The sequence below is a fragment of the Bacillus canaveralius genome (assembly GCF_002860125.1).
GTDB lineage: Bacteria > Bacillota > Bacilli > Bacillales > Cytobacillaceae > Bacillus_BJ > Bacillus_BJ canaveralius.
Map to the genome: position 1 here is coordinate 137,679 of NZ_PGVA01000026.1, position 19,987 is coordinate 157,665.

Annotated in this window: 17 protein-coding genes and 1 pseudogene; 2 read left to right on the forward strand and 16 right to left on the reverse strand. The window is 39.1% G+C overall.

What is annotated here, in order from left to right:
* The first annotated feature begins 63 nt into the window (after window positions 1–63).
* Window positions 64–1,125, forward strand: a complete 1,062-nt coding sequence (rsgA, locus tag CU635_RS12015; RefSeq protein ID WP_101577609.1) for a ribosome small subunit-dependent GTPase A — start codon at window positions 64–66, stop codon at window positions 1,123–1,125.
* Window positions 1,126–1,212: 87 nt separating this feature from the next.
* On the opposite strand, the gene CU635_RS12020 is transcribed toward rsgA, so the two are convergent.
* From CU635_RS12020 to CU635_RS12085, 15 genes are all read right to left on the reverse strand, one after another.
* On the reverse strand, window positions 1,213–1,398 hold the full coding sequence (locus CU635_RS12020) for a hypothetical protein (RefSeq protein ID WP_101577610.1): 186 nt from the start codon (window positions 1,396–1,398) through the stop codon (window positions 1,213–1,215).
* A gap of 126 nt (window positions 1,399–1,524) precedes the next feature.
* Window positions 1,525–2,163 (reverse strand): NUDIX hydrolase, encoded by a 639-nt coding sequence (locus CU635_RS12025; protein ID WP_101577611.1) that lies wholly within the window; start codon window positions 2,161–2,163, stop codon window positions 1,525–1,527.
* 333 nt (window positions 2,164–2,496) lie between these two features.
* A complete protein-coding gene (locus tag CU635_RS12030) occupies window positions 2,497–3,540 on the reverse strand; it encodes a M20/M25/M40 family metallo-hydrolase (RefSeq protein WP_308303509.1) in 1,044 nt (347 codons plus the stop codon).
* The gene (locus CU635_RS24205) at window positions 3,527–3,763 is read right to left on the reverse strand and encodes a hypothetical protein (RefSeq protein WP_308303510.1); all 237 of its coding nucleotides are present in this window, start codon (window positions 3,761–3,763) and stop codon (window positions 3,527–3,529) included. The genes CU635_RS12030 and CU635_RS24205 overlap by 14 nt, the downstream gene beginning before the upstream one ends.
* 125 nt (window positions 3,764–3,888) lie before the next feature.
* On the reverse strand, window positions 3,889–5,331 hold the full coding sequence (locus CU635_RS12035; RefSeq protein WP_101577612.1) for a M20 family metallopeptidase: 1,443 nt from the start codon (window positions 5,329–5,331) through the stop codon (window positions 3,889–3,891).
* Window positions 5,318–6,631, reverse strand: a complete 1,314-nt coding sequence (locus CU635_RS12040; RefSeq protein WP_180956551.1) for an amidohydrolase — start codon at window positions 6,629–6,631, stop codon at window positions 5,318–5,320. The genes CU635_RS12035 and CU635_RS12040 overlap by 14 nt, the downstream gene beginning before the upstream one ends.
* 111 nt (window positions 6,632–6,742) lie before the next feature.
* The gene (locus CU635_RS12045) at window positions 6,743–8,287 is read right to left on the reverse strand and encodes an AbgT family transporter (protein ID WP_180956552.1); all 1,545 of its coding nucleotides are present in this window, start codon (window positions 8,285–8,287) and stop codon (window positions 6,743–6,745) included.
* 178 nt (window positions 8,288–8,465) lie between these two features.
* Window positions 8,466–9,767, reverse strand: a complete 1,302-nt coding sequence (locus tag CU635_RS12050) for a hypothetical protein (protein WP_101577614.1) — start codon at window positions 9,765–9,767, stop codon at window positions 8,466–8,468.
* 175 nt (window positions 9,768–9,942) lie between these two features.
* Window positions 9,943–10,935, reverse strand: coding sequence for an ABC transporter ATP-binding protein (locus tag CU635_RS12055; protein ID WP_101577615.1), 993 nt, complete (start codon window positions 10,933–10,935; stop codon window positions 9,943–9,945).
* A 17-nt stretch (window positions 10,936–10,952) separates the two neighbouring features.
* Window positions 10,953–11,915: an ABC transporter ATP-binding protein gene (locus tag CU635_RS12060; RefSeq protein ID WP_101577616.1), complete on the reverse strand. Its 963-nt coding sequence runs from the start codon at window positions 11,913–11,915 to the stop codon at window positions 10,953–10,955.
* A gap of 16 nt (window positions 11,916–11,931) precedes the next feature.
* On the reverse strand, window positions 11,932–12,846 hold the full coding sequence (locus CU635_RS12065; RefSeq protein WP_101577617.1) for an ABC transporter permease: 915 nt from the start codon (window positions 12,844–12,846) through the stop codon (window positions 11,932–11,934).
* Between the two features lie 14 nt (window positions 12,847–12,860).
* Entirely contained in the window at window positions 12,861–13,775 is a 915-nt protein-coding gene (locus CU635_RS12070; RefSeq protein WP_101577618.1) for an ABC transporter permease, read from the reverse strand.
* Window positions 13,776–13,854: 79 nt separating this feature from the next.
* Window positions 13,855–15,402: an ABC transporter substrate-binding protein gene (locus CU635_RS12075; RefSeq protein WP_101577619.1), complete on the reverse strand. Its 1,548-nt coding sequence runs from the start codon at window positions 15,400–15,402 to the stop codon at window positions 13,855–13,857.
* Window positions 15,403–15,434: 32 nt separating this feature from the next.
* Entirely contained in the window at window positions 15,435–16,616 is a 1,182-nt protein-coding gene (locus CU635_RS12080; protein ID WP_101577620.1) for a M20 metallopeptidase family protein, read from the reverse strand.
* Window positions 16,617–16,627: 11 nt separating this feature from the next.
* The gene (locus tag CU635_RS12085) at window positions 16,628–17,974 is read right to left on the reverse strand and encodes a M20/M25/M40 family metallo-hydrolase (protein ID WP_101577621.1); all 1,347 of its coding nucleotides are present in this window, start codon (window positions 17,972–17,974) and stop codon (window positions 16,628–16,630) included.
* A 389-nt stretch (window positions 17,975–18,363) separates the two neighbouring features.
* On the opposite strand from CU635_RS12085, the gene CU635_RS12090 reads away from it, so the two are divergent.
* Window positions 18,364–19,224 (forward strand): M20/M25/M40 family metallo-hydrolase, encoded by an 861-nt coding sequence (locus CU635_RS12090; protein WP_180956553.1) that lies wholly within the window; start codon window positions 18,364–18,366, stop codon window positions 19,222–19,224.
* A 476-nt stretch (window positions 19,225–19,700) separates the two neighbouring features.
* On the opposite strand, the pseudogene CU635_RS12095 reads toward CU635_RS12090, so the two are convergent.
* Window positions 19,701–19,901, reverse strand: a pseudogene (locus CU635_RS12095) (ATP-binding protein); the annotation flags it as partial.
* Between the last annotated feature and the right edge of the window lie 86 nt (window positions 19,902–19,987).

Here is a 19,987-nt window from a genome sequence, read left to right on the forward strand (position 1 = left end):
AAGACCGGTACGCCGGTCTTTTTTGTTTTTCAAAAAAACATTCAATCATTGGAGGAAACTAAATTGAAATTAAAGCAATTAGGTTGGAGTTTATTTTTCGAAAAAGGATTTACTTCCTATCAAAACGGGAGCTATACAGTCGGAAGAGTAGCCCTTGAGCATAAAAGAATTTACCGTCTATATACAGAATACGGCGAACTACTTGCCGAAGTCACCGGCAAACTGCGCCATTTGGCCTCGGAGAGACAGGACTTTCCGGCGGTAGGTGACTGGGTTGTTATAACGGTTAGACCTGAGGAACAAAAAGCAACGATTCATGCAATCTTGCCGCGTAAAAGTAAATTCTCCAGAAAACAAGCGGGACTAACGACCGAAGAGCAGATTGTAGCTGCCAACGTAGATGATGTATTTCTGGTCACTGCGCTAAATACAGACTTTAACCTCCGCCGTATTGAACGGTATCTGCTCTTGGCATGGGAAAGCGGAGCCAATCCGGTTATTGTATTAAGCAAAGCCGATCTTTGTGAAGATATTAATCAACGCATTAAAGAAGTGGAAAGCATTACAATGGGTGTACCCATTCACGCAATTAGTGCCGAGACAAACAATGGGTTAGAACAGCTCACACCTTATTTACAGGAAGGCAGGACGGTCGCGCTTCTTGGTTCTTCAGGAGTGGGCAAGTCCACTTTAACAAATGCCTTGTACGGCGAAGAAAAACTGGAAGTAAAAGCCATTAGAGCAGACGATGATAAGGGCCGTCATACAACCACACACAGGGAGTTAATTGTATTGAAGGATGGCGGAATAATCATTGATACTCCCGGAATACGGGAGATACAGCTCTGGGGTACGGATGAAAGTATAGGTCATAACTTTTCTGATATAGAGGGCTTGGCATCGCAATGCAGGTTCAGGGACTGTCAACATACTACTGAACCCGGATGTGCTATACAGAAGGCACTTGCTGACGCAACACTGGATGAAGCGCGTTATAAAAACTATGTTAAACTTCAGAAGGAACTTGCTTTTCTTGCAAGAAAAGAAGATCAACGCGCGTCACTTGCTGAAAAGTCCCGCTGGAAGAAGATTGCGGGTGACCGAACTAGAAACCATCGAAAATGATGGACGTAGCGACGAGAAAAATAAGTGATAATCCAGCTTGTAGACAAGGCCTATTTTAGGCAAGGCCTACAAGCTTTTTTCGAAGATTTATCTAATATGATTAGAGTATGGGTCAATAACTCCAGTCAACAATAATATCGTTAAGATAGAAACTACTATCCCGGAGCCGATAAACCCCAAAGCTAATCCTATTTTCTTTTTACTAAAGTAAATACCTATTAGTAGTGACAATAAAGCCAATGGAATAAGAACTAAACCTAAACCAATATTCATTTAATCTCCTATTCTTTTTCAAAATTAATAGTGCCCACCAGTTTTACATAAAGTTATGACATCACAGATTTTGAAATTGTATCGATGCTCTAATAGTGGCGTTCTCGGTGTCCTCATCAAGTTCACCTACAATAATTTTATGTCTTTAATTTTCTCTTTAATCAATTGTATAACGCTTTCATAAAATGAATTCTCATGTGGTACAAATTTATTTCTTCCAACAAACTTATCAATTAAAATCTTTTCTCCATCCTTATTGATTTCAAATCCCTTTATCCGAATTTCTTCTTTTTCTCCTAACCAAAGCTCATTAAAATCATCAAATTCAGCTCTTACAATCCCTGAAACTTCTTCTTTTTGTAATGTAAATTCATCAAAAGCATTATTGCTTTCATATAAAAATACGTTAGCTATTTCTTTATCAATAAAGTTTTCTTTTATAACACAGTAATCAATAATTCCTAATGGCACTAACTCATTAACAGAAACATCAATACCTATTTCTTCTTTAATCTCCCTTATTCCATCATGTACAGTTTCATGGGCTAATAAATGTCCAGCAGCAGTAATATCCAAAAGGTTCGGATAATCTTTTTTCAGGTCACTACGAAGTTGAAGATAAATATAATCTACTTCCTCTTCTCTACTAATAAACCAACAATGGAATGCTTCATGCCAGTGTCCTACCCTATGTACTTCTTCACGTGTAGCAACACCAACTTGATTTCTATCTTTATCAAATATTTTTAGTTTTTCATTTTCCATAATTCATTTACCCTCTAATTGTTATTTTGGTTCAACACATAATATCTATTTTCGTATCTTCTTCAATAAACCGTACCTCTTTAGCATTCTGAGTATAATTATCAAACTATAAATATCATCATAGCGTTTGATTGTATAAAGCACCAATTTCTGTGTTTCTTGTTATAACAACGATCATACTGAAGCAGGTAATTATTCTGAGTGCAAGTTCTTAACGGAATGAAATACTGCGATACCAGCAAATATAAAGGGAAATATACCTATTACAATTGATAAGCCGGCATTGCATATTTAACAGTATTGGTCTTGTTTGTTCCAAGCGTTCACTATCAATTAATTTTGTTTTGTGGTTAATTTTATTAAAAGTGGTTCAATTAAATTGTCGACCCCTACAAGACCCAGAATTGTTAAAAATATTTTTTGTACTCCATAGAACGCCTCTGTAGGAATGGAATATTCATTCAATGTGTGTGTTCCGCCAAACTCACCACCACCTCCAAGGGTGACTGCTGGTATACCCATGCTTATAGGAACATTAGAATCCGTACTGGATGGGTTGCCTAATTTCGGTTCAAAACCAAGAGACCTAGTTGCTGCTAACGCAGCTTGCACTATGTATGAATCGGGTGCTTGAGAACCTGCGGGTCTATAGCCGACTAGATCATATTCCACGCGTATTGTGTTACCCCCCCAGCGCTTATTTTCCTCATCTGCTGCACGCTCTACAACTTTTAAGACCTGTTGTTCGAGTTTGAACAACTCTTCGTGAGAGGTGGAACGTATATCAATCATCATGTTAGCTTTTTCTGCGATCGTGTTGATTGAAGTGCCTCCATTAACAGTGCCAACTGTAAAAGTTGTCTTAGGCTCATCTAGAGTTGTTAAATTAGATATGTCAGCAATCGCTCGACCCATAGCATGAATCGCACTTGGTAAACCAAAATCTCCAAAACTATGGCCTCCTTTCCCTATATAATTAACACTATACCTGCGACTACCTGTACCGAGATAAGTAGTACGTGAAGGCTCACCAGGTTCAATTGAAATAAACCCATCGATACTGAAACTACCATTAAATAATGCTTTAACTCCTTTCAAATCTCCTAATCCTTCTTCCCCTACAGTAGCTGCGAAAATGATATCTCCGATTGTCTCAAGACTTGTATGATTGAATGCTCTTATAAGAGAAAATATTGCCGCAAGTCCTCTTCCATCATCTGCAATACCCGGTGCATAATATGCTCCTTCTTTTTCTTTAACATCTGTATTAGTACCTTCAGGGAAAACAGTATCAAGGTGAGCGGAAACAACAAGAGTTGGTCCATTCCCTCTGCCTTTACGTGTTCCAAACACATTACCTGCATCATCTATCTGCACATCCTGTAACCCGAATGTTTTTTAATCTGTTTTCAAAATATGCTGCGCGCTGCTGCTCTTGAAATGTAGGAGCGGGAATCTCCGTCAATTTGATTTGATCCAATAATGTCTGATCATTATCCAACTTTATAAAGTCCAATCCCGTTTTTACTCGATTTTTTGTTAAGAGCTTTTTGATTACCTCATCTACTGCAGCCGAAATTGTGATATCTTTACTAGTCAAATTATCAACTCCACCTAACATCTAAGATTAGGTTCCTATAGAACCCCAAGCAAAATGTTCTAGTATGTTTTAAAAAAATCAAGGGAATAAACCAGTTGCAATGTGATTAGTTTATACTTGTTGAATTATAAAGGTGAAGGCTTAATATGGTTAGGGATGGGGCACTCATATTCTACCCCTTGTCTTCTTTCCTGTAACTCCACCTTCGCTCGTTCTAAAACCTCTGGTTCTTGAAAAATTTGTATGGCTGTTCCTGCTAGTACTTTTCCTGCCTGAAGCATCCCTTTATGTGCAATGTTTGTTGCCCCTTGAGAGACAAGTTGCCAGGAATGCAAAGGAGTTCCCAATACAAAACATAATCCGTAAAATTGCGCCGTGGGAACAACCCAACTGACATCTCCAACATCTGTGGATCCAAACATAACGTGTCTACTAGTTCCAGAATACGGAACTACCTTATCTGAAAATAATTGCTCTCGTATTTGATGAGTAATTGAGTCTCCTGAAATCTTATTCATTTCATTTATTGTATTGTTAACATCATCTGTAGTAATCTTTTGACGAATGGCGTTTGCAAACTTTAGTTCTTCCGAATGGTATAAAGGAACACTAAAAGACTCAAGGTTTTGATACGTCATTTCCCCAAGGATATGATTTGGAACATAGTCTGAACACGCCTTATCAAATCGAACCTCAACTACAGTATCCGTCATAAGAGCTGCACCTTTGGCGATATTATGAATTCTTTCAAAAATGGTTTTAACATCGTATATTTTAGGTGCACGAACTAGATATAACACTTCTGCTTCTGCTTGTACGACATTTGGGGAAATCCCCCCTGAATTTACAATTGAATAATGAACTCGAGCTTCCGGAATAATGTGTTCCCTTAAATAATTCACTCCGACATTCATTAATTCTACTGCATCTAAAGCACTTCTCCCTAAATGAGGGGAATTAGCTGCATGGGCTGCTGTCCCCTTAAACTTAAAATAAACTTGATAGTTTGCTAATGTAGGTGTAGAAAAAATACCGCTAAAGGATGCTGGATGCCAAGTGAGTGCACAGTCGACATCATCAAACAACCCTTCTCTGACCATGTATGTTTTCCCTGATCCGCCTTCTTCGCCCGGACATCCATAATATTTGATGGTGGCATTCAAACCATATCGTTCCATATATTTCTTCACAGCAATTGCAGCCGCTAAAGGTGCGGTTCCCAATAAGTTATGGCCGCAACCATGTCCGTTACCATTTTTGATTATCGGATTTATGATATCTGTTGCATGCCTTTGGCTTAGACCGGATAAAGCATCATATTCTCCCAAGAGTGAAATAACTGGTTTCCCACTTCCAAAGCTTGCAATAAAGGCTGTTTGTAATCCTCCAACGCCTCTTTCCACTATAAAGCCTTCTTTTTCTAAAGTTGAGGCCAACAGTTCAGCGGACTGGTATTCTTCAAACCGTGTTTCTGCGAATTCCCAAATCTGATCACTGATAGAAATAAAACCTTCACGATTGTTTTCTATTAAATTCTCAATTTCTAAAACCCAGTCAGCTTTTATCATAAGATTTACCTCGCTCATTATGCTGTTGTAATTTTTCATCGGTAAATTGGTTGATATCCAAGATCAACTGACTCAATGATAGGACAGCGATTCGCATTACAGACTCTTCAATATCGAATTTTTCATTGTGGTGGCCGGCAGCTAATGTTGTTCCAAAAATCATATATGAGGCTACACCTCCATTTTCTTTAACTCTTTCCATCATATAAGTAGCATCCTCAGACCCTGCTGCAGACGGTGAACCGTTCCGGATGTTTTTCACTTCAGCAATTTTGAGTAGAATTTTCTCAATATACTTTTTGAGAACCTCACTGCAATCACTTGTTTTTGCTTCCCCGACCACGTTAATGTCTAAATCTACGTCGTACATAGTTGCAGAGCTTTGAAGAATCTTTATAACACGTCTTACCATATATTCATCAATAGCCGTTGTTTGTCCGCGCGTTTCTAGTTTCATATGGGAGGTTGAAGGGATAATGTTCCTTCCGTTTCCTGCCTGTAAAACACCAACGTTTATGCGAGACTGGCCCGAACTGTGCCTTGGGATACTGTGTAGGTTTAACACAGCAGATGCTGAAGCTAAAAGAGCATTTTTCCCTTCTTCAGGATTCCCTCCAGCATGGGCAGCTTTTCCAGTGAAGGTAACATCTATTTTCGTTGTAGCCAGGAAACCATTTTCTCCGCTAACGACTTCACCTAACGGAATGCCCGTCCCCACATGAGAAGCAAAAAAGATATCTACATCGTCTAATACACCTGCTTCCACCATGGATTTGGCACCACGAACGCCTTCTTCGGCAGGCTGAAATATCAATTTTACTTTTCCTATTAAGTCTTGTTTATTGAACGATAATATTCTGGCCAAACCGAGTCCAATAGCAGTATGCGCGTCATGGCCGCAGGCATGCATCATAACCGGATTTACCGAAACAAACCCTTCCTTCACAGGAACATGGTCCTCACTATGGGATTCCTGTATATCCAGTGCATCCATATCAAAACGCAAGGCGATGGTAGGGCCAGGCCGCTCAGAGTCCAAGACACCAACGACTCCTGTAAAGCCACCCGAAAAAACAGGAAGCCAATTTGGATCTGCACCTTGTGCTAAAGCCCTTTTCTCGTGTTCATTTAAGTATCTATGTGGAGGGACCCCCATTCGGGAGTCTTCATCAATTACTTCTTTTCCAGCCAATACTTTATATCCCCACTCTTCCAGCCTAGCGGCGACGAGAGATGCTGTTCTAAATTCTAACCATCCAGACTCGGCATATTGATGGAAATCACGTCTCCATCCCACCATTAGACTATAAGTCTCATCTAGAAATTTTTTGGACGTTGTGAACATATTGTTTACCACTCTTTCCTTATGAATTAAAAAAAATAGCCAGGAGAAAAGATATCTCCTTATACATCATTTATTCAAGTACATCTCTACTCCTGGTCCTACCGGGATTCCAAGTAGGCCAAAGACAACGAGCAGAATAATCCAGATAATCAGAAAAACGATCGTGTAAGGTATCATTAAAGACATAAGAGTTCCTATACCTGCTTTTTTATCGTATTCATTCATAAATGCTAATAATATAGCAAAATAGGGATTAAGCGGTGTGACCATATTAGTGGAGGATTCCCCAATTCGATATGCTACTTGAATGAAAGCAGGATGATAGTTCAAAATCATTAGCATAGGTAAAAAAATAGGTGCTTCAAGGGCCCACAATGCGGAACCACTAATAATGAATAGACTTAGAATGGCTGTCAATAGGACAAAGGCTATGATGACTGTCATGCCGGTTAAATTCATGGAAGAAAGCAGATTGGCAGAGTTGACCGCAATCCATGTGGCAAGATTGCTCCAATTAAAATATGCAATAAATTGAGCAATTGCAAATACTAGAACAATGTAGCCTGACATATCTCTGATAGAATCTGTCATTAATTCCGGAACATCACTTACTTTATTGATTTTCTTGATTGTCACGCCAAACGTAGTCCCTACAGTAACAAAAAAGAGAAAGATAATTGGAATGATTCCATCTAAAAATGGCGATGGAATCAGACCTCCATCTTCATTTCTTAATGGTGAATTCGGAATAAATAGAACTAAACATACGAGAGCGATATAGATTAAAGCACCGATTAAAGCATTTCGAATTGCCTTATCTTCACGGGGGGTTGACTTAAAATCAAGCTCCTCCTTTTCTACATTCCCTGTATACGATCCTAGTCTTGGCTCAATAAACTTTTCAGTCAACAATCCCCCTGCTATTGTTAAGACAAAAGTAGAAACACTCATAAAATACCAGTTATCAACTGGTGTGACTACAACATCTGGATTAATAGTTTGGGCTATCTCCGTAGAAATTCCAGATAGTAAAGCGTCTGTTCCTGCAATCAATATATTCGCTGTAAATCCAATACCAGAACTTGCGAAACCAGCTGCCAAACCTGCTATTGGATGGCGGCCTAGCGAATAAAATATAAGAGCAGCTAAGGGAGGGATAATAACGAATGCCGCATCAGAAGCAATATTCCCCATGATCCCGATAAAAAATACAGTATACGTGATTATGGATTTGTGTGCCTTGATGATCGTTTTCTTAATGACACTTTCGAATAGGCCAACTCGTTGAGCCATTCCAATTCCGAACATCATTGTAAGTACCAGGCCTAGCGGCTTGAATCCAGTGAAATTTTCTAACATAGAAGTTAGCATGAATTGTAGACCTTCGCCTGATATCAAGCTCTTGATCTTTAATTCTTCGCCCGATCCCGGGTGGATAACACTCACCTCAAAAAGACTTACAAACCAAGAAATGCAAAGCATAAAGGCAGCAAGATATACAAATAACATAAAAGGATGGGGAAGACGGTTCCCAACTCGTTCTATGAAGTTCAAAAAACTCGTAAATCCTTTTTCATTTTGTGACTTTAGCGATGTAGAAATATTACCCATAACTCCACCTCATTTAAGTTATTTTTAACGTTACTAAAGTATCTAACTTAGCGCATTTTCATTTAAGGAAATTTTCCATTTGTATTCCTTAATTAATAATTCTGTATTATCGGACAATTATCCTCTTTTTTTTAATGTTTCTATAAAAAACCCTTCATTCTGTATTGAATGAAGGGTTTTAGCTATGAAGCTTTAATTCATATATTTTTCTTGGGCGACCTTTTTGTCCTGACTGCTCTTCTCCACAAATTCTCACCAGTTTGAGTCTTTCCAGTTCCGATAAAATCCTTCTTGCATTGCGTTCAGTACTCTTAAGCCACTGTGCTAACTCTTGGGAAGTGATATGATTCTTCTTATAATGGTATGAGAGTGATTGAATTCTGCTGATAACTGTTGGACTAATGTGTGCATCTTTAAGCTTTTCTTCCCAGTCACTTCCCTGTTGCCGCACATAATATGATAATTGTTGTTCCATTGATACATTTTCTGTGACCTTTTTATCTTCGTCTACAAGCACAACTGCTGGGTTCTCCTGATTTCTCGCATACTGAATGGCCTTGCGGGCGTTTTGTTCCGCTTCCAAGGCAGTGATTCCATATCCGATGCCAATTCTAATATTTAATCTACTATGAAGATGGGATTCCTTAATTAAATTAATGAGAGAGTGATCTTTCAACTGGAGCTCTAACTCTCCTCGTGTTGTATAAATGAAGAAATCCTCATCTCCAATCTGGACGAAAGAACCGTTGATCAATTCAGCATATGTGAGCAGGATTCGTTTTAATTCCAACTCCTGATGCTTCATTTTATAGGAATAAAACTGTTCCTCTGAAGACGATTGAAACATTTCTATACCCAGAATCGCTATTTGTGCTTTTCGATACCAAAATGATTCTCCTCGTTCTTTTAGAATTTGAAGGATAAGCCGGATCGAGGGAATATCCGGGATGACTCGGTAACACGGAATTGCAAGGTTATTTAAGCTGGCATACACCGTTTGTATACATGTGATAGCAATGTCTACTTCCCCTTTACGATATAAATTCACATGATAGTCGATTATATCCTGCGCCGGCATGTATCCTGTATAAGGAAAGGGCAATATTTCTAACGGAGAAATAGAATCATGGATGGCTTCGATTTCATGTTCCTGAATCGTATCCAAACTGATCCTTTTAAATATCTTTTGCTCTTTTATCTGAGCTTCAAGGAGCGTCTTGTACAAACTGTTCCCATTTAAAGGAGGATAGCTCCCTTCATCTTCTGATATAAGACCATTTGAAAATGCATAATAGTAAGGGGCCTGTCCCGAAAAAATCCATTGGTCAACGTGTTCTCTATTCTGTAAGATAATCTGATTTGTTTCTTCGACTTTCACATATGGGTATGGATAGATTTCAATTTTTTCAAATTCTTCTGCTGCATTTTTTACAATCTCAATCGAATCATTAGGACCGATTACTCCTACACGAATTTTCATATATTAATTCCTTGCTTCTCCTCGTATGTATATAACAAGCATATCTACTCCTATACTTAAATTTTTTGTGATATAAAAAATATGATAACGCTAGTATCTCTGAATAAAAATATTTCTAAAGAAAGGTCGTGTAGCATGCCATGAACATACTACACTTATAAAGTCAGCCTTTCCTCTATACATTTAACGGAAAATGACATGCTGCTTGGTGATCTACACGATACTCATTAAGCTCAGGTTCCTCCTCTATGCATATGGCTTGTGCATAGGGACACCTGGTATGGAAACGACATCCACTAGGAGGGTTGCTAGGATTGGGCAAATCCCCTTCAAGTAATTTATGGTCTTTCCGCATAGTTGGGTCTGGTACTGGAATCGCGGAGAGAAGAGCTTCGGTATAAGGGTGGGTCGGATTCTGAAATAGAGAATCCCTATCCGCAATTTCCACTACTCTTCCTAAATACATGACCGCAATACGATCACTGACATGCCGGACTGCAGGCAGGCCATGGGCTATAAAGATATATGTTAATTGAAAGTCTTTCTGAAGCTTTTTCAGAAGATTTAATATCTGTGCCTGAATAGATACATCTAAAGCAGATACTGGTTCATCGCACACAATTAGTTTTGGTTTTAAGGCTAACGCCCTCGCAATGCCAATCCTTTGGCGCTGCCCTCCGCTGAATTCATGGGGATAGCGTTTTAAGTGATAATCATTTAGACCTACTACCTCAAGCATGGAAACAACTTCGTTATGAATCTCAGTTGCACTTTTTGCGCCATGAATTTTTAGTGGCTCACCAATTAATTGCTCTACCGTCATGCGGGGATTAAGGGAAGAGAATGGATCTTGAAATATCACCTGTATGTCTTTTCTTAGTTTCCGTAGCTCTTCCTTGGAGAGTGCTGTAATCTCTTGGTCCTCAAACCAGACCTTACCTTCTGTCGGTGCTAGAAGCCCCAAAAGCATTTGACCAGTAGTCGACTTCCCGCAGCCAGACTCTCCGACTATTCCTAATGTTTCCCCTTCATATACTTCAAGTTCAACTCCATCTACTGCTTTTACAAAAGAAATTTCTTTTTTGATGAATCCTTTTTGGACAGGAAAATGTTTCTTTAACCCTTCGGTCTTTAGCAACGTCTTTTTCTTGGGCATTATTGTTGTCATCTTTTTTACCACTCTCCTTATACATGGAAACAACGCTTCTTATGAACAGCGCTGACGGCTTCTAATGGTGGATGATCTTTACGGCATATGTCAGTAGCAAGAGGGCAGCGTGGATGAAATTTACATCCAACAGGCATTTGCAATGGATTTGGTACAGACCCTTTTATCGAACCTAATTCTTCTACTACATGATCAATTTTAGGAATAGAGCTCAATAAACCCCTTGTATAGGGATGTCTTGGATTTTTAAATAAATCAAATACTGTAGCCTCTTCTACAACTTCGCCAGCATACATCACCACTACCCGATCAGCTACCTCAGCTACCACTCCCAAATCATGGGTAATCATAATTATCCCTGTATTAAATTCTTTTTTTAACTTTTTGATTAATTCAAGAATTTGTGCTTGAATAGTAACATCAAGAGCGGTCGTCGGTTCGTCCGCGATTAAAAGTTTTGGATTGCATGCCAGCGCCATCGCTATCATTACTCTTTGACGCATACCACCCGAAAGTTGGTGGGGAAACCTACGCACCACCATTTGAGCATCTGGTATTCCGACGATTTCCAGCATTTCGATTGCTTTTTTTAATGCCTGTTTTTTGTCCACCTGATTATGAAGTATAATGACTTCCATTATCTGATTCCCAATGGTGAAAACTGGATTTAATGACGTCATAGGCTCCTGGAAAATCATAGAAATATCTTTGCCCCGGAGTTTCCTAAGCTCCTTCGTTTTCATTTGGGTCAAATCATTGCCATAAAAAATAATTTTTCCATCATATATTTTTCCTGGCGCTGGAATCAAGCCTAATATGGATAAAGATGTAATACTTTTTCCGCAGCCAGATTCTCCTACAATTGCAACAGTCTCTCCTTCATCAACCGTAAAGGATACACCATTCACCGAAGATATAAATCCTTCATCCGTTTTAAAATGAACTTTCAAATCCTCTACTTGTAATAATGCCGCTGACATACAATCCCTCCTTTTGTTAATTAGCTTTTATCTTTGGATCGAGTACATCCCGCAGCCAGTCACCTAGAAAGATGATTCCCAATACTGTACTTGTAATTGTAAGTCCAGGAAAGGTTGCAACCCACCAGCTGGTTGCTAGATATTCCCTTCCGTCACTAAGCATTAGTCCCCAAGATACGTCTGGTGGTTGAATACCGAGGCCCAGAAAGCTTAATGATGATTCTAAGATAATAGTTGTGGCTACATTTAACGTGGCAATTACAATAAAAGATGAGATAATATTTGGCATGATATATTTCGTTATTATATGAAAATCTTTGGCACCAACCGCTTTCGCTGAACGTACATAATCTCGTTCTTTTATACTCAACGTTTCTCCCCTGATCATTCGTGCATAAACGACCCAAGTTGTAACCCCAAGTACCAGAATGAGTGTCATCAAACTCGGACCGACAATTGCTAGGATAATGAGCATAAACAAAATGTTTGGGATTGCCAAAATAGCATCAACAACACGCATTATAAAACGATCAATGAATCCTCCGTAATATCCTGCTATAAGTCCCATCGCAAGGCCAATTATTCCTGCAAGAAAAACGGCACTGATCCCTACTAATAAGGAAACCCTTGACCCCACTATGATACGACTTAAAATATCTCTTCCTAAATTATCGGTTCCTAGCAGATAACTTGAGTCTCCTCCTTCTGACCATGACGGGGGCAGGAGCCGTGCTGCAACGTTCGTTTGCGCAGGATCATGTGGTGTCAGAATATCTGCAAAAAAAGCCATAGAAACCATTATAAGAACAATGAGCATTCCTGCCATTCCTGTTTTGCTTCTCAGCAGCATTCTGATCCATCTTGATGATCCAACGTTTCCTTTCTTTTTAGGTATGTTTATTGTAAGTTCTTTATTAGTTTCCAGATACATCCATTCATGCCCCCTTACTCGTATTTAATTCTTGGATCCAGGTATCTGTAAGTGAGATCGGCGAGAAGATTGCTGGCAATTACGAGTATGGCAATAACAAAAGTCGCGGCCTGTACAACTGCCATGTCACGTAAATCTACAGCTTGAACTAACAGCTGCCCCATTCCAGGCCATGAAAATACCGTTTCTGTAATGAGCGTTCCACCTATTAAGGTAGCTGTTTGCAAAGCCATAATCGTAACAACAGGTATGAGTGCGTTTCGAAAAGCATGCTTATTAATTACAATAACCTCAAATAACCCTTTGCTTCTTGCTGTTCGAATATAATCCTGACTTAGGATTTCGAGCATGCTAGATCGTATTAGTCTTGTCATTTCAGCGGCAATTCCTGTACCGAGCGTTATTGCCGGTAGTACAAGGTGTTTTGTCGACCCTGTTCCTGAAACCGGAAACAAATTCAGATGGACAGCTAATAAAAGAATGAGCATTATACCTAACCAAAAGCTTGGCATAGCCTTTCCAAGCACCGAGGCACTAGTAATTAATAAATCTAATATTGAATTTCTTTTAATTGCAGATAAAATACCCAGTGGTATAGAAATAAGAGTCGCTACAATCATTGAAGCAAAAGCAAGGCTGAAACTTGCGGGTAGACGCTCCATTACTATGTCAAACGCAGGCTGATTGTACCTAAAAGAATCTCCGAAGTCTCCTTTAATAAGATCTCCTAAATATATTAGATATTGTTTATAGAGCGGTTCGTTTAAACCCAAACTTTCTCTCAGTTGCTCCTGTTCTTCATCAGTAGCAGTTTCAGGCAGCATCAGTGAAACCGGATCACCAGTTACTCTGACTAAGACAAAAACAATAACAGTAATAATAAATAGCACCGGTATAATACGGAATATATTTTTTAGTAAAAACTTCATGAAAGCACCTCCTCATTATGACAAGAAGGAACCGACTTCAAAGAATCCGTCAGTTCTTTTTCTTAAAACAATGCAACTATTATTTCAGAGTGATATCATCCGCAATCAGCATTTCGTCTAAACGTGGCTTAAACGAAAGCCCTTTATGAACACCATAAATCGAGTCTAATTGATAAAGGAAGATATACGGCCGGTCTTCTGCTATTATTTCCTGAGCTCGCTGGTATTGCTTTATCCTATCTTCCTTGTTCATATTGCTCATTGCTTCATTTAGCAGTTTTTCAACTTCTGGATTATTATAGTCAGTTTCTCCTTTAGCCCGTTCAAATAGCAGTCTATCCATGGCCAATGCAGCATCAAACATTGAATTGCCATAGCCAATCAGGAACATATCTTCAAAGCTCTTGCTGTTATATTTTTCATTAAAGGAACTCCATTCCAGTAAATCAAGTTTTAGATTAATTCCTACTTCACTCAACATCGCTTGCATTAATTCAACAGATTCTTTGTCTTTAAGGTATCGACCATTTGGGGCACTTAATGTTAGTTCTAAACCGTCTTCATATCCTGCTTCTTTTAACAGTTGTTTAGCTTTTTCCGGATCGTAAAGGCTTGTATTATATAAAGATTCATTTGCACCATTATTCCCTGGTGTCACACGGGTTCTAGTTACAGTCCCGGCACCTTCCATCAAATTATCCAGAATCGCTTGTTTATCGATAGCCAGGTCAATGGCTTCACGCACTTTAGGATCAGAAGTGGGGTAGTTTTTGTCATGGCGAAGAGTAAGCATCATAACACGCTGGGTCGGACTTTCAGCCAATGCGGTTCCCTCGTTGTCCTTGATACGGTTCCAATCGGTTGGAGGAATATTCGTCGCGATATCTACCCCTCCTGTAAGAAGTTCTGAAACTCGGGTAGAATCTTCTGGAATAGCACGGAAAATTAATTTCTCCCACTTTGGTTTTTCAGCAAAATAATCAGGATTGGACTCCAATACAACCCGGTCATCTTTTTTCCACTCTACGAATTTGTAAGGTCCAGTCCCCACCGGTTTTTCAAGGAAAGTTTCCCAGCCTTCTTCCTGAATATATTGAGAAGGCAGTATTCCGGAACCAAGACGAGAAAGACGATTCAACATTGCCGGTTCAGGCGTTTCTGTAATAATGGAAAATTCATAATCGCTGATGATTTTTACTTCCTTAATTTGTTTATAGTTACCATACTCCAGAAGGGTATTGTCCTTTGCGACACGTTCGAGAGTAAACTTTACGTCTTCTGCTGTAAAATCCTCGCCATTATGGAACTTAACTCCTTCACGTAATTTAAAATTCCAAGTTGTATTATCGATATTTTCCCATGACTCTGCTAAATCGGGAGCAAATTCACCGTTTTCTGCTGTTTTAACAAGATAGTTAAATAGATTGATATGAATCGCTTCAGTAGAAGTATTATTGTGGTCATGGATATCAAACGTAACCATATCAGATCCAGTTGCGATCGTCAGAGTTTTGTCTTTCTTTACTGCAGCCTTTTCGTCTCGCGAGCTGCTAGAAGAGTCGGAGCTGCAGGCAGCAAGACTCAATATAAGGACCCACATTGTCAGTACAACAATAAGCTTTTTCATCGTTTTCCCCCTAATAATTTATTGAACGCAAATTAACGGTTTAAATAGTTTAATGCCAATTGTGCCAGCATAGCCGAGCCATAGGGCAGAGCTTTCTCATCGATATCGAACTTTGGATGATGCCCTGGGTACCTTACGATTTTGTCACTGCCGACTCCTAGACGGAAAAATACAGCAGGGATCAGCTCTGTATAAAAGCTAAAATCTTCTCCACCCATAGCGGGCTTTACTTTTTTATAGTGTTTTTCTCCTAATACTTGATCCGCTGTGAAAGCAGCAAGTTCCGTCATTTGTTCGTCATTTAGAATCGATGGATATTTGAATTGGAAATCGAAATCATAGCTTGCTCCATATGCTTCTGTTACACCTTTAATAATTTTTTCCATTTTTCCCGGTATACGTTTTCTCAGTTCAGGGTTTAATGTCCTTGCAGTACCAGTCATTTCAACCCGAGGTGCAATGACATTACTGGCCGTTCCTCCGTGAATGGATCCAACGGTAATGACAATTGGATCGGTGGGATCGACCTGCCGGCTTGAAATATGCTGCAATGCCGAAAGAAGTTGTCCGGCTACGGCAATTGAATCAACCGACATATGTGGATGTGCTGCATGCCCACCTTGTCCAATAACAGCCAGCGAGAAAAAGTCCGCCGCACCACATCCAACGGGTTCACTTGAAAGAGTAATATTTCCTATACCAATACCAGTGTTAACATGCAAGCCTGCAATTGCTGATACTTCAGGGTTTTGAAGCACTCCCGCTTCAATCATCGCTTGAGCTCCTCCACCGTCTTCTTCCGCCGGTTGAAAAACAAATTTAACATTGCCCTTTTTAATTCCTTGATCTGAAAGAAGTTTCGCTACTCCCATTAGGATGGCGGTGTGAGCATCATGTCCGCAGGCATGGCATTTGCCTTCATTTTTAGAACAATACTCTGTATCCTTTTCATCAAAAATAGGAAGGGCATCAATATCAGCTCTTAAAGCTATTGTTGGTCCATCTGTGTTTCCTCTTAAAAGGCCAATAACACCGGTTCCTGCAACGTTTCTTTTCACTTCAAGATTCAACGATTCTAAAAAGTCGGCAACTAGAGCTGATGTCCTGTTCTCCTCAAATCCTAATTCTGGATATTGGTGAAAATCTCGTCTCCAGGCAATCAATTCTGATTCCAACTTCTTAGCTTCTTCTAAAAGAGAGATCTGGCCTTTCATTAATAGCCTCCTTATCTATTCGCATAGTCATCTATTACTGTGGATATTAATTTGATACCTTCGATAAAATCCTCTATGAAAATATTTTCATTTGGAGCATGATTATTAGATTCGAAATGGCCTACTCCTACAGATACAGAAGGAATGCCGTATTTTTGGCAGAGAATGTACATTGGCCCTGTGCCTGGTGACATAGGCATTACTGTTGGATCCATTCCGGTCAGTTCTTTTGAGGATTTAATAATACTTTCAGCAAGTGGATTCTTAAGTGGTGTTTTGGCTGGCTTTTCCAGTCCCATTTCGATTATTTCAATATCTTGGTGGCCGTGTTTATCCAGATGTTTTCTAAGCAAGCTGACTATTTTATGTGGATCCTGGTTAGGAACAAGTCTAAAATCCAATTTTACTCTTGCTTCTGAAGGCAGAACGGTTTTTGAACCTTCCCCTGTGTATCCTGAAGTAATTCCGCAAATGTTGCATGTTGGATGAAAAATTAGCCGCTCTTTCAGCTGATTTCCCTTTACATCCAGTAGAAACGAATTCAATTCAAGGCCAGCTAACATTTCTTCTTCACTATAGATTAATTGTTGGATAGCAACATTCTCCTCCTCAGTAAGATTAAGTACGTCATCGTAAAATCCTTCAATTTTCACGTGTTCAAATTGATCCTTTATTGAATTTAAAGCCCATAACAATTTCCAGGCTGGATTCTCAATAACAGCAGCATTAGCTGAATGCATGTCCGTATTGGCTCCTTTGCAAACAAGTTCGACATAGGCCATCCCTTTCACACCAAGGCTAATCTGTTGCCTTCCGTCAGCATTCCGATAGCCAAATTCCCAAATACAACCATCAGCTTTTATTAGGTCTTGATGGACTTCGCTGAACTCTTCCAAATGAATACTTCCAATTTCTTCTTCTCCCTCCACGATAAATTTAACTGTGAGAGGTAGTTCCTTCCTAACTTGCTGATAGGCATGTACAGCTGCTAGTCTCGCGACTAGATTACCTTTGTTATCAGCAACTCCTCGCGCAAACATTTTTCCGCCATCGATCACACCTTCAAATGCGGGGTAATCCCAAAGGTCGTTTGGATCTTCAGGTTGGACGTCGTAATGATTGTAAAAAGACAGTGTTTTGGAAATTTTTCCATTTATCTTCCCATATACCACAGGAAAACCAGATGTCTGAACAAGTTTTGTCTCACCGTTCAGTTCTTTCAAGTAGCTGATCACTTTATTCGCTGCTTCTTCCATTCCTCTATTTTGGGCTGCAACGCTAGGTATTTGACATAGCTCACGAAGCCATTGAATATAAACTTCTTTGTTCTCGTCTATGTAACTGTATATATCCTGCACTTTGAGACCCCCCGTTTGTTTTCGGTAATATTCCTTAAATGTTCCATAAATTTCTTAATAACCACTATAATTTTATTCGAATATTTTGTCAATTATATATTTGCAAAAAAATAAAAATATTCTAATATATTTGATTATTATTATTTGTTATGTTAAATAGAATTTATGCTGTAAGTATGCTAGGAGGATGAATATGTCAAGAATTGTTCAATTTTTAAAAGAGCATCAGCACGAAATGATTAATGATCTTATAAATTTGTAAAAGCAGAGTCTCCCTCTGGAGAAAAAGAATTAGTAGATCAATGCGGACAAGTATTAGAAAATATATTTTGGAGCGACTCGGCATAAAACCGCAACGTTTTCGGCAAAAGGAACGTGGAGATCATTTATTGTTTACCATAGGAACAGGCAATACAAGAGTGATAATTATCGGCCATTTTAATACAGTTTGGGATAAAGGCCGACTTCCACTTTTAATTGAGGAAGGCAAGTTTTATGGACCCGGTGTTTTAGACATGAAGAGCGGCATAATCCAATCTATTTGGGCAGTCAAAGCTTTTCTTGCACTCGGTTACCGGCTGGAATTTGAAATCGCCTTTCTCTGCACTTCTGATGAAGAAGTTGGAAGCCAGACTTCGAGAAAATTAATTGAACAAGAAGCAAAAAAGAGCAGTATGGTTTTTATTACGGAACCACCTGTTGCAAAAACCGGAGCTTTAAAAACGGCAAGGAAAGGAGTAGGAATCTATCAACTAAAAGTTAAAGGAGTCAGCGCTCATGCTGGAAATCATCATCAAGCTGGAACAAGTGCGATAAAAGAAATGGCTTATCAAATTATAAGACTTGAAGAATTAACCGATTATGCACTCGGAACAACTGTAAATGTCGGAGTCGTTACTGGATGGACACGCAGCAATGTCGTGCCTGAGGAAGCTGAGGCTATGATTGATTTCCGGGTAGAAACAATGGTAGAAGCAGAACGCATGGTGAAATTCATAGAGAATCTTACACCAATGATGGATGGTACTGAAATTGAAATCGAGGGAGAAATAAATCGCCCTCCAATGGAAAGAACAAATAAGACAGAAAAGCTATTTAACAAAGCACAAGAAGCAGCAGCCGAAATAGGTATTAATCTCGCAGAGACCCATGCTGGCGGTGCTAGTGACGGAAACTATACAGCAAGCATCGGAATTCCTACACTTGATGGTCTTGGTGGTCTAGGTGAATATATACCTATAGAAGAATAACTATCTCAGAGAAAATGTATTTTAGAATATTTTTCTCTTACTAAAATCTGGGCCAATTGTTAATATTATTCATTCTGCAACATTGTTAATTCCAATATACAATAGGAGTCTTAATGAGATCACCAATATGATTTCTTTGTAAATATTACATATTCGTATTGAAAAAACTTTTTTTATCTTAGCACCTTTTGTTTATTATTCAGACCAAGACTTATTTTTATTATCAACCTACTTACAGATTTTGTAATAGTTAAAAGGCTAGGGTTTGTATAGGCAGAGTCATCCTTTCCTCAAATTCTACTGTCTTTATTTGGTGTGCAGAATTCCACTCATTAATATAGTTTAAATCATTCAGAGTCTTGATTTTCATGTCTCCTATACGATCATTTAATATAAACATTGAACCTGCTGTTTGAATAAGTTAACGAAAAACCTTCGCAAAAAAAGGCTACCGCGACCGCAGTAACCTTTCCCGTTTAGCGCGGAAGGAATATCGACACCGCCGTGCCAATTCCCTCATCGCTGTCAAATTCTATCCGGCCTTGATGATTTTCAATGATTCGAAAAGAAGTCATTAAGCCAAGCCCAGTTCCCTTTTCTTTTGTAGAATAAAAGGGCTCTCCAATGTTGGCTAATCTTTCTTTCGGCATCCCTGTGCCATTGTCAACAATTTTAAAGCAAATCTCTTGTTCTAGCATAAATCACTAGCGTTGCACAAAAAATCTATGAAAAAGTCAAGGATGAAAAAATGGAATAAAAATCA